At 36.8% G+C, this 16,208-nt stretch carries 12 protein-coding genes; 11 read left to right on the top strand and 1 reads right to left on the bottom strand.

Annotated elements, in window-relative coordinates; translation table 11 throughout:
- Nucleotides 1-7 precede the first annotated feature (7 nt).
- The 10 genes from BN990_RS12080 to ftsZ all read left to right on the top strand — a co-directional run bounded on the left by BN990_RS12080 (nt 8) and on the right by ftsZ (nt 14,624).
- Nucleotides 8-2,239 (top strand): penicillin-binding protein, encoded by a 2,232-nt coding sequence (locus BN990_RS12080; protein ID WP_021291675.1) that lies wholly within the window; start codon nt 8-10, stop codon nt 2,237-2,239.
- 82 nt (nt 2,240-2,321) lie between these two features.
- On the top strand, nt 2,322-4,253 hold the full coding sequence (locus BN990_RS12075; protein ID WP_021291674.1) for a stage V sporulation protein D: 1,932 nt from the start codon (nt 2,322-2,324) through the stop codon (nt 4,251-4,253).
- Nucleotides 4,254-4,375: 122 nt separating this feature from the next.
- Nucleotides 4,376-5,848: a UDP-N-acetylmuramoyl-L-alanyl-D-glutamate--2,6-diaminopimelate ligase gene (locus tag BN990_RS12070; protein ID WP_021291673.1), complete on the top strand. Its 1,473-nt coding sequence runs from the start codon at nt 4,376-4,378 to the stop codon at nt 5,846-5,848.
- Nucleotides 5,849-5,850: 2 nt separating this feature from the next.
- Nucleotides 5,851-7,212 carry a UDP-N-acetylmuramoyl-tripeptide--D-alanyl-D-alanine ligase gene (locus BN990_RS12065; protein WP_021291672.1) on the top strand — a complete coding sequence of 454 codons (1,362 nt, stop codon included), beginning with the start codon at nt 5,851-5,853 and terminating at the stop codon, nt 7,210-7,212.
- A gap of 30 nt (nt 7,213-7,242) precedes the next feature.
- Nucleotides 7,243-8,229: a phospho-N-acetylmuramoyl-pentapeptide-transferase gene (mraY, locus tag BN990_RS12060; protein WP_021291671.1), complete on the top strand. Its 987-nt coding sequence runs from the start codon at nt 7,243-7,245 to the stop codon at nt 8,227-8,229.
- A complete protein-coding gene (murD, locus tag BN990_RS12055; RefSeq protein WP_021291670.1) occupies nt 8,226-9,575 on the top strand; it encodes a UDP-N-acetylmuramoyl-L-alanine--D-glutamate ligase in 1,350 nt (449 codons plus the stop codon). The genes mraY and murD overlap by 4 nt, the downstream gene beginning before the upstream one ends.
- A gap of 80 nt (nt 9,576-9,655) precedes the next feature.
- On the top strand, nt 9,656-10,774 hold the full coding sequence (gene spoVE, locus BN990_RS12050; protein WP_021291669.1) for a stage V sporulation protein E: 1,119 nt from the start codon (nt 9,656-9,658) through the stop codon (nt 10,772-10,774).
- 186 nt (nt 10,775-10,960) lie between these two features.
- Nucleotides 10,961-11,770: a cell division protein FtsQ/DivIB gene (locus BN990_RS12045; RefSeq protein ID WP_021291668.1), complete on the top strand. Its 810-nt coding sequence runs from the start codon at nt 10,961-10,963 to the stop codon at nt 11,768-11,770.
- Between the two features lie 295 nt (nt 11,771-12,065).
- Nucleotides 12,066-13,352: a cell division protein FtsA gene (ftsA, locus tag BN990_RS12040; RefSeq protein ID WP_021291667.1), complete on the top strand. Its 1,287-nt coding sequence runs from the start codon at nt 12,066-12,068 to the stop codon at nt 13,350-13,352.
- Nucleotides 13,353-13,457: 105 nt separating this feature from the next.
- Nucleotides 13,458-14,624: a cell division protein FtsZ gene (ftsZ, locus tag BN990_RS12035; RefSeq protein WP_021291666.1), complete on the top strand. Its 1,167-nt coding sequence runs from the start codon at nt 13,458-13,460 to the stop codon at nt 14,622-14,624.
- A gap of 47 nt (nt 14,625-14,671) precedes the next feature.
- On the opposite strand, the gene BN990_RS23175 is transcribed toward ftsZ, so the two are convergent.
- A complete protein-coding gene (locus BN990_RS23175) occupies nt 14,672-14,866 on the bottom strand; it encodes a hypothetical protein (protein WP_148530706.1) in 195 nt (64 codons plus the stop codon).
- Nucleotides 14,867-15,284: 418 nt separating this feature from the next.
- Here BN990_RS23175 and spoIIGA point away from each other — a divergent pair, with 418 nt between their 5' ends.
- Nucleotides 15,285-16,205, top strand: a complete 921-nt coding sequence (gene spoIIGA / locus BN990_RS12030) for a sigma-E processing peptidase SpoIIGA (protein ID WP_021291665.1) — start codon at nt 15,285-15,287, stop codon at nt 16,203-16,205.
- Nucleotides 16,206-16,208: the final 3 nt, after the last annotated feature.

The raw sequence follows: 16,208 nt of genomic DNA, 5'->3' as shown, positions 1-16,208 counted from the left end.
ACATGTTATGAGGAAAAATAAAACTACTCACTTCATGGCAGGGATTCTAATTATCTTTTTTGTTGGTATATTCTTGACGTTGACAGGGCGTTTTCTTTATATACAAGCAACCGGAGAAATTAATGATGTTTCATTGGAGGAATGGGCAGATAAAAAACGAACAGCTTCTTATACATTACCTGCTGAACGTGGAAAAATATATGATAGTAATGGAATGACTTTGGCGTATGATCGGCCAACATATCGTTTATACGCCATTGTTGATGAAGCTTATTCCGAAGATTTAGAGGAGCCAAAGCATGTTAAAGATCCGGAGAAAACTGCGGAAATGCTGGCTCCTCTATTAGATATGGAAGAAAGTGATATTCTTAAGCGTTTAAAGACAGGAATTGAAGAAGATAGGTTCCAAGTGGAATTCGGTACGAATGCGAGAGAACTTTCACAACAAAAGAAAGATGAAATTGCTGCCTTAGACCTGCCAGGAATTAATTTTGAGGAAGAAGCAGTGCGATTTTATCCAAATGGGATGTTTGCTTCACAAATCATTGGTTTTGCTAGGGAACTTGAGCAAGAAAATGAGAATGGTGGCACAACACAGGAAATCAAAGGAATTGCCGGTATGGAAAACCAGATGAATGCCTTGTTAAGTGGAAAAGATGGTCGTATTTCTTACCAACGTGACAATTATAATACAAAGCTACTTCATCCTGAAGAAGTGGTTACAGAACCAGAGGATGGAGATGATGTTTACTTAACAATTGATCAAAAAATACAGATGTTGTTAGAGGATACCTTAACACAAGTGGATGAAGAATATAATCCAGAAAGAATTTCAGCTGTAGTTATGGACCCGAAGACTGGAGAAGTTGTAGCTATGAGTAACCGTCCTAGTTACAATCCAAATAATCCTGAGGATGTAGAAAATTGGTATAATGATGTTGTCTCTACACCGTTTGAACCAGGTTCAACCGTTAAGATGTTTACTTGGGCGGCGGCAATTGAAGAAGGTGTCTATAATGGGAATGACACGTTTAAATCCGGAAGTTATCAACCGAATGAACAAATAAAGCCAGTACATGATCATAATGGTGGTGAAGGATGGGGGACGATCACGTATGATGAAGGTTTTCAACGGTCGTCTAACGTCGCTGCTTCTAAATTAGCATGGGAAAAGATCGGTCCAGATAAGTACTTAGAATATCTAAAGGCATTTCAACTGGATCAAAAAACCGATATTGATTTACCGAATGAAACGGCTGGCGAGATATTATATAAATGGCCTGCTGAAAAGCTGACAACCGCTTTTGGGCAAGGTACAACATTAACACCGATTCAACAAATGAAGGCAGCGACAGCTATTGCAAATGATGGTAAAATGTTACAACCCTATGTGATAGATAAAATAGTTGATTCTAACTCTGGAGAAATATTAAAAGAGAAATCACCAAATGTGGTAGGTCAACCTATTTCAAAAGATACTTCTGAACAAGTGTTAAAACTCCTAGAATCTGTAGTAAATGGTGAAAAAGGTACCGGAAAAATGTATAAACTAGATGATTATACTGTCGGAGGTAAAACAGGTACTGCGCAAATTCCAAATCCAGAGGGTGGTTATCTAACAGGCAATGAAAATCATATCTTTTCATTCCTAGGTATGGCACCAATAGATGATCCACAGTTAATGATGTATGTATCTGTGAAACAACCAAAGCTTGAGCCAAAAGAAGACGGTACGATACCAACAGGTTCCGAACCCGTATCCTTTATATTTAAAAATGTAATGGAAAATGGTTTGCATTACTTAAATATAAATCCGGATAAAGAGAAGACGGAAGGTGTGAATAGAGTTGAAATTCCTTCCCTTATTGGAAAGAATGCAAAAGATATTGAAAAAGAATTATCTGAGAAGGGATTACAAGTAACAGTAGCTGGTAAAGGGGAAATTACTGCAAGTAATGTAACGGAAGGGGATAGTGTATTACCAAATGATCATATTATTTTGGTAACAGAAAATCCAAAGATGCCTAAAATTATTGGCTGGTCATTAAGAGATGCTTTACAACTAGCTAATCTATTGGAATTAAAAACAGAGACATTTGGTAATGGTTATGTTGTAACACAGAATATAGAATCAGGAAAAGCAGTCAAAAAAGGTGATTATTTAGGAATTGAGTTAGAGCTCCCTAATCAAGAACAACAAAGTGAGGAAGAAGCAGAAGAAGAAAATAATGAAAGTTAAAACCAGTAGAGAAACAGTGTTCTAATCCAGTTTCTTTGTTCATATAGTGGATACAAGCATGTCTACGAAAAGGAGATGTACTATGAAACGTGTATCCGCTGTAACGACGAAGAAAAGGATAGTCGCTGTTTTTCTTATTGGCGTATTAATTTTTACGGTTATTGATATTCGCTTGGGCTATGTCCAATTTATGATAGGTGATAAATTAATGGGACAGGCTACTGAACTATGGACAAGAGATATCGAATTTGAGCCGGAAAGAGGAAATATCTTAGATAGGAATGGTGAAGTACTTGCAGAAAATGTTACAGCTCCTTCTGTAGTCGTCGTACCAAGACAAATTGTGAATCCAAAACAAACTGCTGAAAACTTAGCGTCTATTCTAGACATATCTTATGATAAAGCATATGCGTATGTCACTAGGGATGCTTCGAGTGTCAATATCCATCCAGAGGGACGAAAGATTAATGAAAAACAAGAAAAAGCTATACGTACACTAGATATGAGTGGTGTTTACTTAGCAAAAGATTCGAAGCGACATTATCCATACGGAGACGATCTTTCTCATGTATTGGGTTTTGCCGGGATCGACAATCAAGGATTAATGGGCCTGGAGCTATATTATGATGAAAAATTAAGTGGGGAGAAAGGCAGCCTTTCGTTTTATTCCGATGCTAAAGGGAGAAGATTAGATCGATTAGCAGACGACTATTCCCCGCCAGAAGATGGATTAGACTTAAAAACAACAATTAATACGAAGGTCCAAACAATTATGGAACGTGAATTAGACTTGGCTGTATCTAAGTATAATCCAGATGGCGCGTTAGCAATTGCTGTTAACCCTAAAACAGGTGGTGTATTAGGGATGACAACAAGACCCAATTTTTATCCAGAAAATTATCAAGAAGTAGATTCCGATATCTTTGATCGAAATTTACCAATTTGGAGCACATATGAACCAGGTTCCACATTTAAAATTATTACGCTAGCGGCTGCTCTGGAAGAGGATGTAGTAGATTTAGAAAACGACCATTTTCATGATGATGGGGATATTTCTGTTGGTGGTGCCGAGCTACATTGCTGGAAAAGCGGTGGGCATGGACATCAAAGCTACTTAGAAGTAGTACAAAATTCATGTAACCCTGGCTTTGTAAGTCTAGGACAAATGTTAGGTACAGAAAAGCTATTCTCTTATATTCATAATTTTGGGTTCGGCCAAAAAACCGGAATTGATTTGCAGGGCGAAGGTAATGGGATACTATTCAAACCAGAAAATGTGGGTCCAGTAGAATTAGCTACAACAGCATTTGGCCAAGGGGTATCTGTAACACCGATTCAGCAAGTTATGGCTGTAGCGGCTGCTGTAAATGGAGGCTATCTATATGAGCCTTATATAGCAAAAGAATGGGTTAACTCAAAAACTAATCAAGTTACTGAAAAAATAGAACCAACACTCAAGGAGCGTGTGATCTCAGAATCTACTTCAAAAGAAATTCGAAATGCCTTAGAGAGTGTTGTCGCAAAAGGAACAGGTCGTCCGGCTTATGTTGATGGTTACCGAGTAGGCGGAAAAACGGGAACCGCCCAGAAAGTTGGACCGGATGGAAGATACATGGAAAATAATTATATTGTATCATTTATCGGATTCGCACCTGCAGATGACCCGGAAATTGTGGTATATGTTGCAGTAGATAATCCGAAAAATACCGTGCAATTCGGTGGTACTGTCGCAGCACCAATTGTAGGAAACATTATTGGAGATAGTTTACCAGCTATGGGAGTTGAACCTCGAACTGGAGGGTTGGATAAAGAGTATCAATGGCCAGAACAACCTAAGGTCGAAGTACCAGATTTAATGGGGCTAGAAAAGAAAGAGTTATCCGAATACATGACGAACTTATCTATTCAAACAAGTGGTCAAGGCGATTATATTGTGGATCAAGAACCGAGTCCTGGTACAAAAGTGGAACAGGGCTCAAAAATCAGGATATATTTATCGGAAAATAATCGTTAAACAAGTGGAAATTTGCTATAATAGATAAGCAGAAATCAATAAGAGGGTGATACCACCCTCTTAAAAATTGTTATCTATGAGAATACATATGTGGGATATTATTTTAGAATGGGATGTTACGAATGAATTTAGCAGAATTAATAAGCGCATTACCTTTTTATGAAACGAATGCAAGACTGGATCAAATTGAAATTTCGAATATTGTCATGGATTCACGTGCTGTAAAACCAGGCAATTTATTTGTATGTATTAATGGTTATACCGTGGATGGGCATGACTTTATAGTGCAAGCAGTACAAAATGGAGCACAAGCGATTATTGCTGAAAGACCTGTAGAGGCGGAGGTACCAACCATTGTTGTACCTGATACACAACGTGCCTTATCTATGATAGCAGTGAAATTTTACCACAATCCTTCCACGAAACTTCCATTAATTGGTATTACTGGTACGAATGGGAAAACGACAGTTACTTATATATTAGAAAAGATTTTTAATGAATTTAAAAGAAAGACAGCAGTTATTGGAACCATTCAAATGAAAATAGGTAGTGAAACATATCCGGTTACAAATACAACTCCTGATGCGTTACTACTACAGCAATCTTTTAAAAAAATGCTTGATAAAGGTGTAAACCAAGTAATGATGGAAGTGTCTTCCCATGCGTTAGTCCAAGGCCGTGTCTATGGTTGTGATTATGACATTGCAATTTTTACGAACTTATCGCAGGACCATCTAGATTTTCATAAGGATTTGGATGATTATTTACGAGCAAAGAGTCTGTTATTTGCTCAATTAGGAAATACCTATAGCGAAGAAAATCAAAAGTATGCTGTAATTAATCAGGACGATGATGCTAGTACGCTTCTTAAAAGCAGTACTGCCCAACATGTTATCACCTATGGAGTGAAGCATGCTTCACAAGTCATGGCAAATAATATTACCCTTGGTTCAGGTGGAACAACTTTTCAATTACAGACACCTATTGGTGAAATAATGATTCAGAGTAAATTAATTGGAATGTTTAATGTCTATAATATGCTAGCTGCTAGTGCAGCTGCAGTTTGTTCGAATGTTCCGTTGTCCGTTATCCAAGCCGCGTTAGCGAAGATATCTGGTGTAGATGGTAGGTTTGAGCCAGTAGATGCAGGTCAATCATTTGCAGTCATCGTCGATTATGCACATACTCCAGATTCGTTGGATAATGTTCTGCAAACCGTTAAAGAATTTGCTGAGAATAATGTATTTGTGATTGTTGGTTGTGGAGGAGATCGTGATCGATCGAAGCGTCCTATCATGGCAGAAATTGCTTTGAAATATGCAGATCAAGCAATCTTTACATCCGATAATCCACGTACAGAAAATCCACAGGCAATTTTAGATGACATGACAAACGGTCTGCATCAAGATGAAAATTACCAAGTTATTGTTGATAGGAAAGAGGCGATCCATGTTGCAGTATCGCAGGCAAAAGCCGGTGATGTAATTCTTATTGCTGGTAAAGGCCATGAAACATATCAGCAAGTTGGAAATACGAAATATGATTTTGACGATCGCGAGGTCGCTAAAGAAGCGATTCAAATTAAGGAGAAATGATGATGTTTACGTTAGAATGGCTAGCTAGTTTTTTACAAGAATTCACTGGACAGTTAAAGAACCGATCTATCGACCATGTGTACACAGATAGCAGACTAGAGAAGCAGAATGGGTTATTTATACCAATTATTGGAGAGAACTTTGATGGTCATGACTTTGCAGAACAAGCAATTGACAATGGAGCAACCGCCATTCTATGGGATACAACGAAGAAGCTTCCAGCGAATATACCGAGTACCTTTCCTGTATTTAAGGTGGATAACACCATAAATGCGCTCCAACAAATTGCATTTCACTACCGACATGAGGTTAACCCAACTGTGATTGGAATAACTGGTTCTAATGGTAAAACATCAACAAAAGATATTGTAGCTGCAGTTATGAATAGGAAATATCGTACACATTTTACAGATGGTAATCTAAACAACCATATTGGACTGCCGTTGACTATTTTAACGATGCCTACAAATACGGAAGTGTTAGTATTAGAAATGGGAATGAATAATTTTGGAGAAATACAAACACTTTCTGAGATAGCAAATCCGGATTATGCGGTCATTACAAATATTGGTGAATCACATATTGAGTTTCTTGGTTCTCGCGAAGGAATAGCTAAAGCAAAACTCGAGATTACCAGTGGACTTGCGGAGGAAGGTCAGCTAATTGTTGATGGTGATGAAGCATTATTACAACATGTTCATCACAAGCGGAATGTTCAAACATGTGGTTTTCATAAAAATAACCAAAAGCGAATATCGTCTGTACAATTAAAGCATCAGCAAACGATCTTTAAATTAAATGACGAACCATACACGATTCCTTTTTTAGGAGAACATCATGCCAAGAATGCTGCTTTTGCAATACTATTGGGTGAACTTCTTCATATAGAGAAAGAGGAAATACAAACTGCTTTTTCTAACATGGAAAAAACGGCTATGCGTTTTGAGTGGATTACAGGTAGAAATGAAGCTACACTAATTAATGATGCCTATAATGCATCACCCACATCAATGAAAGCAGCCATTCGAGTTGTAAAGCAGTTAGCTCACTTTCAGGAAAAGATTCTTGTACTTGGGGATGTATTAGAGTTAGGTGAACAATCTGAAAGCTATCATCGTTCCATCGCTGAGGAGATTACTAAACCAATTACGAAAGTATTCACATTTGGTAACGATGCGAAATATATTACAGAAGCACTGAAAGCAAAGCAGATGACAGATGAAATTTTGGCAATGCATTATACTAGTCAGGATGCATTAGTGACAGATTTGAACCCATATTTAAATCAAAACACGGTAATATTATTTAAAGCTTCAAGAGGGTTAAGGTTAGAAGCAATTATCAATCAATTAATTGAATATTAGTTGGACGGTTTTGAACAAGGAGGAGAAATAATGAATATTTCCGTTTTATTAATAACTATAGCAATAGCGTTTCTAATTACCGTCCTTTTCTCTCCAATTTTTATTCCATTTTTACGACGATTAAAGTTTGGACAAAGCATTAGGGAAGAAGGACCACAATCTCATATGAAAAAGACTGGGACTCCAACGATGGGCGGCCTAATGATAGTGTTTAGTGTTATCATTACTTCAATTATAATGGCTGCTAAAACTAGTCCGGATGGTATTGGCTATGAGCTGTGGGTATTACTTCTGGTATTAATCGGCTACGGCCTTTTAGGGTTTTTAGATGATTTTATAAAGGTTGCAATGAAGCGCAACCTTGGCCTTACTTCAAAACAAAAAATGCTGGGCCAATTAATTATTGCACTCATTGTTTATTTCATTTTAAGAGACCAGGGCTTTCCTACTTATATTTCTATACCTGGAACTTCTGTTCAATTAGAATTAGGCTGGGGGTATGCTTTATTAATCATTTTCATGCTTGTTGGTGCATCAAATGCTGTTAACCTAACCGATGGTTTAGATGGATTGCTCGCAGGAACTGCCGCAATTGCATTTGGAGCTTTTGGTATATTAGCATGGTACGGTTTCCCTCAAAATGAAGTTACCATTTTTTCATTAGCTGTAGTCGGTGCATTATTAGGTTTCTTAGTCTTTAATGCACACCCTGCGAAAGTCTTCATGGGAGATACTGGTTCACTGGCACTAGGTGGGGCAATTGCAGCCATTGCAATTTTAACCAAATTAGAGATATTATTAGTTATTATTGGCGGTGTTTTCGTCATAGAGACATTATCAGTAATTATTCAAGTAATTTCTTTTAAAACAACAGGAAAAAGGGTGTTTAAAATGAGCCCACTTCATCATCATTATGAATTATTAGGATGGTCAGAATGGCGTGTAGTTACTACTTTTTGGCTAGTTGGTCTCATTTTTGCAGCTTTAGGTATTTATATTGAGGTGGGCTTAAATTGAGGAAACTTAAAAACTTTCCCTATCAACATGTATTAGTTTTGGGGTTAGCCAAAAGTGGTACAGCTGCTGCAGAAGCTTTATTGAAGAATGGGAAAACAGTACGAATAAATGATAAAAAGGCAACGAAAAATGATCCAGAAGTTATTCGATTGGAAGAGATGGGCGCAGAGGTAGTTATTGGCTCCCATCCTATTGATGTGCTTGACGGCATAGACATTCTTGTCAAGAACCCAGGAATATCTTATGAGAATATTATTGTTGATGGAGCAGTCCAACGTGGAATTCCAGTGATTACTGAAATAGAAATTGCTGCCCAATTAACGGATGCCAATATTATTGGAATCACTGGTTCAAATGGAAAAACGACAACAACAACCTTAACAGCAGAGATGCTAACACAAAGCAAGCAGCCTGTAAAAGTTGCTGGAAACATAGGAATTGTTGCCACTGAGGTAGCTCAAACCATAAACGAAACAGATAACCTCGTGCTAGAACTATCTTCATTTCAATTAATGGGAATTCAAAACTTTAAACCAAATATTGCTGTGCTATTGAATATATTCGAAGCACATTTAGATTATCATAAGACACTTGAAAATTATAAACAAGCGAAGTTTAATATCTTTAAAAATCAAACAAGTGATGATTACTTGGTGTACAATGCGAATGATGAAAGTATCATAGAAGCTGTAAAAGCGTCTTACGCAATAAAAATTCCATTTTCCGTTAAAGAAAAGGTAGCAGATGGGGCATGGATGGATGAGAATTCCTTGTATTTTCAAAATGAAAAAATAATTGACCGATTGGATATCGCTTTATTAGGAGAACATAATTATGAAAATATCCTAGCATCGATTGCTGCTGCAAAATTAAGTGGTGCAACGAATGAAGGGATACAAAATGTCTTATCTATTTTTACTGGTGTAAAGCACCGACTTCAATTTGTAGGTAAGCACAAAGAACGGATGTTTTATAATGATTCAAAAGCAACAAACATTTTAGCTACTCAGAAGGCGTTATCTGCTTTTGAAAAACCAGTTATTTTGTTAGCTGGCGGTTTAGATAGAGGCAATGAATTTTCTGAGTTATTACCATACTTAAATCGCGTGAAAGCAATGGTATTATTTGGCGAGACGGCTGAAAAAATTAAAATGTTAGGGGAAGAGGCAGGGATTTCATCCATTTGTTTAACGGATAATGTACAGACTGCTGTACAAGAAGCATATAATATATCGGAAGAAAAAGATATCATTCTTTTGTCACCAGCATGCGCTAGCTGGGATCAGTATCGAACATTCGAGGAAAGAGGAGACATGTTTATACAAGCCGTGCATACATTAGTATAGGGGCTTGTTTAAAGACATGATAAAAATGAATAACACTTTAAACAACACCCCTAGGTTCAATTATGAAGAGGGGTGTTATTTTGCTGGAAAAATTAAAGAATTCCAAATCACATGCCTCACCTGATTATTTCTTATTAGGTGTTATTATTAGTTTACTTTTAATAGGAGTTATTATGGTTTACAGTTCGTCTTATGTTTGGGCGGAATACAAATTCGGGGATGCTTGGTACTATGTGAAAAGACAAGTATTGTTTGCTGGTGCAGGAATAATAGCAATGCTCTTTACGATGCAAGTACCTTATACCACATGGAAAAAATACGCAAAGCTAATTCTACTGGCATGTTTTGTTTTGTTATTCTTAGTACTTATTCCTGGTATAGGAATGGTTCGTGGCGGTGCACAAAGCTGGATAGGGATTGGAGCCTTTAGTATTCAACCATCTGAGTTTATGAAATTAGGATTGATTATTTTTCTGGCTACTTATCTAGCAGCTAACCAAAAATATATCACTTCGTTCAAAAAAGGTTTCATTCCCTCTATTTTATTAATATTTACTGCATTTGGCCTAATCATGCTACAGCCGGATTTAGGTACTGGTATGGTACTCGTACTCACTTGTATGATTATGGTATTTACTGCTGGTGCTCGTTTATCTCATTTTTTTGGACTAGCAGCATTAGGGTTAATCGGTTTTATTGGTCTAATTGCTTCTGCTCCTTATCGGATTAGTCGGATAACGGCTTTTTTGAATCCTTGGGAAGATCCATTAGGGGATGGATTCCAAATTATACAGTCTTTATATGCGATTGGACCGGGTGGTTTAATGGGTCTAGGATTCGGGAATAGTTTACAGAAGTATTTCTATTTACCTGAACCACAAACTGATTTTATTTTTGCTATATTAGGAGAGGAACTAGGCTTCATTGGAGGTACTATTGTATTGTTGCTTTTTTTACTCCTTTTATGGCGTGGTATCAAGGTTTCACTTGAAGCACCTGATAATTTTTCCAGATTTTTAGCATTAGGTATTGTCTCTATGCTTGCGATTCAAGCAATGATTAATATCAGTGTTGTAATCGGCTTAATTCCTGTTACAGGTATTACGTTGCCGTTTTTGAGTTATGGCGGCTCCTCTTTAACACTAATCCTGTGCTCTGTTGGGATATTGTTAAATATTAGTAAGTATACCAAATTATAAGCAAATACAAGCGAATAAAAGCCGTTTTCTGGTAGAGTAAGATTTCAGTGAGATTAAAATCTTGTTTTTACCTTAACTCTACTACATCAAGTAAGGGATAATGTGATATACTCTTTATAACAGTGAAGAAATGGCATTTTTTGTGCCATTTCTTATTGTTAATTTAGTACAAAGGAAGAAATGGAGATGGCTAAAAAAAAGATTGTTTCGATAGAAGATCGTATTCCGAAGTTGAAACAGGCAAGGAAGAAAAAAGCAAATCGACGATTAATATTTTATCTTTCAATTTTTTTCTTTTTAATTTCCATCATTGTTTATCTGCAATCTCCATTAAGTCAGGTGCGAACGATTGAAATAAAAGGAAATATTTTCCTGACAGATGAACAAGTGCGAGAACAAAGTGAAATAACGGAAGGTATGAATATTTGGACGATGGATAAATCTGCAAATGAAAAAGCCTTAAGTAATAATCCTATCGTTGCTTCCGTTGACATCAATCGCCATTTACCCTGGACAGTATCTATAGAAGTGGAAGAGTATCATCGTGTTGGATATATACAAAAAGATACGAGTTATTATCCAATTTTGGGAAATGGAACAATGCTTCAAAGTATGGAAACAGGAACGTTCTATGGGGACGCTCCATTAATTACCAATTTTGAAGAGGAAAGTTATTTACATAGGATGACAAGTGAGCTTGAGAAGTTACCAAAAAGCCTTCTTAAATTAATTTCAGAGATTCATTGGGCACCAACAGATGATAATAAAAATAAAGTCGTATTATACATGAACGATGGTTTTATGGTAGATGCAACGATACGTAACTTTGCTGAAAGAATGGAAGTGTACCCTTCTATCGTTGCTCAACTAGATGAAGAAAGTAGAGGAATTATCCATATTGGCGTAGGTGCCTACTTTGAATCATTTGATAAGGGTACTAGTTCAGAAGAATCAGAAGCGGAAGTTAATGGAGAAACAGAGGAAAATCAAGAATAGGTAATTAAATTACCGACGAAAGTCATAAGTTCCGCTTTGTTTACGAAATAGTTTAATAGAAGTGGCATGCTTATCGACTTCCTGATTAATAGGATGATTCTCTACGAATTGAGAAATTTGCTTCATTTTTTTAAAAAAATACCGAAAAATAAAGGGAATCCTTTGTTTTATGTGGAATAACCTATATATATTTTATTTTTAGGGAAAGTCTATACTATTATCATATCAGGATAATTACAGAAATGGATAGAGAGAAGTTTGCATGAAGCAACTTCTGAAATAGGGGGTGCCTTACTTGAACAACAATGAAATATTAGTAAGTCTTGATATAGGTACATCAAAAATCAAAGTAATTATAGGTGAAGTGTTAAATGATTCACTAAATATTATTGGAGTCGGTTCTGCAAAATCAAACGGCATGAAAAAAGGTGCTATTATTGATATTGATCAGACGGTCCAATCGATTAGAAATGCGGTTGAACAAGCCGAAAGAATGGTCGGTATGCAAATTGATCGTGTTGTAGTGGGAATTAATGGTAGTCATATACAACTACAACCTTGCCATGGAATAGTAGCGGTTCAAAGTGAAAACCGCGAGATCGATGATGAAGATATAAATCGAGTTATTGATGGAGCACAAGTTATGTCTATTCCTCCGGAGCGAGAAATTATTGATGTGATACCTAAACAGTTCATCGTAGACGGGTTAGATGAAATCAATGATCCTAGAGGGATGATCGGTGTACGATTAGAAATGGAAGGTACGATAATTACTTGTTCCAAGACAATCTTACATAACATTTTAAAATGTGTAGAACGAGCAAACCTACAAATAGCTGACATTTGCTTACAACCGCTTGCTGCCGGTACAATTGCATTATCCAAAGATGAAAGGAATATGGGAGTTGCACTGATCGATGTTGGAGGCGGCTGTTCAACGGTCTCTGTATTTGAGAATGATCAGTTAGTCTCTACAAGTGTCATTCAGCTTGGTGGCGACAATATAACAAAAGACCTTTCAATTGGACTCAGAACATCAACTGAAGAAGCAGAAGATGTTAAATTAAATCATGGACATGCTTTTTATGATTATGCATTAGAGGATGAAGTTTTTGATGTGTCAATTATTGGAAGCAATTCGAAACAAACGTATAACCAACTAGAAATTGCAGACATGATTGAAGCACGAATGGAAGAAATTTATGCATATGCAGAGCGTGAAATCAGGAAAATGGGATATCAGGGACTGCCAGGCGGGTATGTGCTAACTGGTGGTACAATGGCAATGCCAGGAGTACTAGAATTGGCAGAGGATTTATTCCATTCCAATGTACGTATTGCTATACCTGATTACATTGGGGTAAGAGAGCCACAATTCACTGCTGGTGTAGGAATCTTGCAATTTGCCTATCGTAATGCGAAAATACAAGGAAAAGAGTTATTTCCTACAGTTATAAGACAAGATCATCAAGAAAATCAACAACCAAAACGAGTGAAAAAGCAACAGAAATCTAATGAACCGAAAGAGAATAAGAAAAAGGAATCTGGGATTGCTAATTTGTTTAAGTACTTTTTTGATTAATTACTTATTCTACGTAAACTAGTTTTAGATATGAAGGTTTATAGTAGATTTAAATGATTATCTATCTAGAACGCTTGTAATTTTGCATATTAGGAGGAACGAGATATGTTGGATTTTGATACAAACATGGAAGAATTAGCTACAATAAAAGTAATCGGAGTTGGCGGTGGCGGGAATAATGCCGTTAACCGTATGATTGAACATGGTGTTGAAGGCGTTGAATTTATTGCTGTTAACACAGATGCTCAAGCGTTGAATCTATCAAAAGCAGAATTAAAAATACAAATTGGCGGTAAATTAACACGTGGTCTTGGTGCGGGTGCGAACCCGGAAGTCGGGAAAAAAGCTGCGGAAGAAAGTAAAGAGCAATTAGAAGAAGTGCTACAAGGAGCAGATATGATCTTTGTTACTGCCGGAATGGGTGGAGGCACAGGAACGGGTGCTGCACCAGTTATTGCACAAATTGCTAAAGATCTTGGTGCTTTAACGGTTGGTGTCGTTACACGTCCTTTTTCATTTGAAGGAAGGAGACGTTCTACACAAGCTATCTCTGGAATCGAATCATTAAAAGGTGCAGTAGATACATTGATTGTCATTCCAAACGATCGGCTATTAGAAATTGTAGATAAAAACACTCCGATGTTAGAAGCCTTCCGTGAAGCGGATAATGTTCTACGCCAGGGTGTTCAAGGGATTTCTGATCTAATTGCTAAGCCAGGTTTAATTAATGTGGACTTTGCCGATGTAAAAACAATCATGTTTGATAAAGGTTCAGCTCTTATGGGGATTGGGGTTGCTACTGGTGAAACAAGAGCAACGGAAGCTGCTAAAAAGGCAATTTCCTCACCATTACTAGAGACATCAATCGATGGTGCACATGGTATTTTAATGAATATTACTGGTGGTACTAATCTAAGTCTCTATGAAGTTCAAGAAGCAGCTGATTTGGTAACATCAGCTGCTGATAATGAGGTAAATGTCATCTTTGGTTCGGTTATTAATGAGAATCTAAAAGATGAGATCGTGGTTACTGTGATAGCTACAGGTTTTGATGAAACGAATAAACAAATGGAGCAACAAGCCAAACAGCAACGTCCTGTAATTAATCATAAGCAGCATGCTGCAACTCGTATGAATGATGATTTACCAACACGAGATAATAGAGAGCGTGAAACAGAAGTGCCTCAACAACAGAACCGTCCACGTCAAGAAGAAGATGGGTTGGATATTCCGACTTTCCTTCGAAATCGAAACCGAAATCGGAATCGTTAATTCGATGATGGATTTAAAAGCAAGTGTCTATATGGACATTTGCTTTTTTATGGAAAATTTTTTCTAATTGTTTCATGGTAATCAGGCAAGCGCCTTTCCCAATTGCAATTTTCAACATAGTTTAAGTAGTAGGTATTAGTACACTCTTCGTCCGTACCCACCAATTCGGTTGCGCCAGATCCAGTTCCAGGGGCCAAACCTAAATGATGTTTGCTACTTTCTAAATAGTACTTGTTCGTCAATGGATTTACAGATGAAGAGTCACCACGGTTTAGGGAATGTCCCAAGAGATTAATCATTGTTGAGCCAAGAAATTTAGTTTATGTAAGGCTTAGTGATGGCACCATTGTGGTGATTAATGAAAGCAATTATGAAGTTTTAGGGACAATAATCTTGGAAACTACCTACTGAAATTGATGTTTTGCCATAGTTTTTAAAACGACTACCTTTACCTTTTCGGTTTCTAGAAGCCACTTGCTGGCTTCTTTTTTTATTTCAATTTTACCCGACAATCTTTCTAATAACTCGGTAAAATTAGTCAAGTAGTTCGTACAGGAAATGACAGACTTTGCTTATTTGCTCCGTTATACTTTAGACACTATAAATTGAATAAAATATCTAATCTTTCAAATGACAGAATACGTGAAAGGAAGGAAAGGTGTGACTATTTATCTGGATGCTGTTTGGGCATTAAATTTTTTAATTGATTTAATGCTTATCATGCTAACTCAGGCTTTAGCAAGAGATAGTACACGAAAGCGTCGGCTAATTAGTGGAGGATTTGTAGCCTCTTTACTTGTGCCGATTTCTATTTATTTTCCTGACTCGTTTTTGACAACTGTAATAGGAAAATTGTTATTTTCCTGTTTAATTATTTATACGGCATTCGGATTTAAAAATTTTTACCGTTGGAGCAAGCTTGTATTCATATTCTATTTCGTCACCTTTGCTATTGGAGGTGGATTAATCGGTATTCATTTTTTATTCCAACAACCATTTAATATTGACAATAATGGTTTTTTAACCTTTCATAGTGGGTTTGGCGATCCAGTTAGTTGGATGTTTGTATTTATTGGATTTCCAATTGTTTGGCTTTTTACAAAATCCCGTATGGACAAGCATGCTGTGGAAAAAATACGCTATGACCAATTATACCCAGTTTCGATCGTATTAAATGGCAACAGTTTTTCTACTACTGGTTATATAGATAGTGGAAATCAATTGACCGATCCGATAACGAAGAAACCAGTTATTCTTTGTGATGAGCCCTTTTTAAAACAATGGTTTTCAGAAGACGAGTGGGAACAATTAAAAAAATGTAACGAATCATTGCAAATAGAAAATCTACCAACGAAATGGGAGAGCTCTATACAACTGGTACCCTATCAAGGAGTTCAAGGTAGCAGCATGTTTTTACTTACCTTACGTCCTGACAAATTAATTGTCTATTATGGCGAACAAAGAATTGAGACATCGAAAGTATTAATTGGAATACAATTTGCGGAACTAACGAAAGACAGAAGTTATCATTGTTTATTGCATCCACAAATTATAAACCTAGCCACAATCCATTCTGCATAAAGG

The sequence above is a fragment of the Virgibacillus salexigens genome (assembly GCF_000723585.1).
Classification (GTDB): domain Bacteria; phylum Bacillota; class Bacilli; order Bacillales; family Amphibacillaceae; genus Virgibacillus; species Virgibacillus salexigens.
The sequence above is the reverse complement of the archived record's forward strand: the minus strand, read 5'-3'. Positions and strand labels throughout refer to the sequence as shown.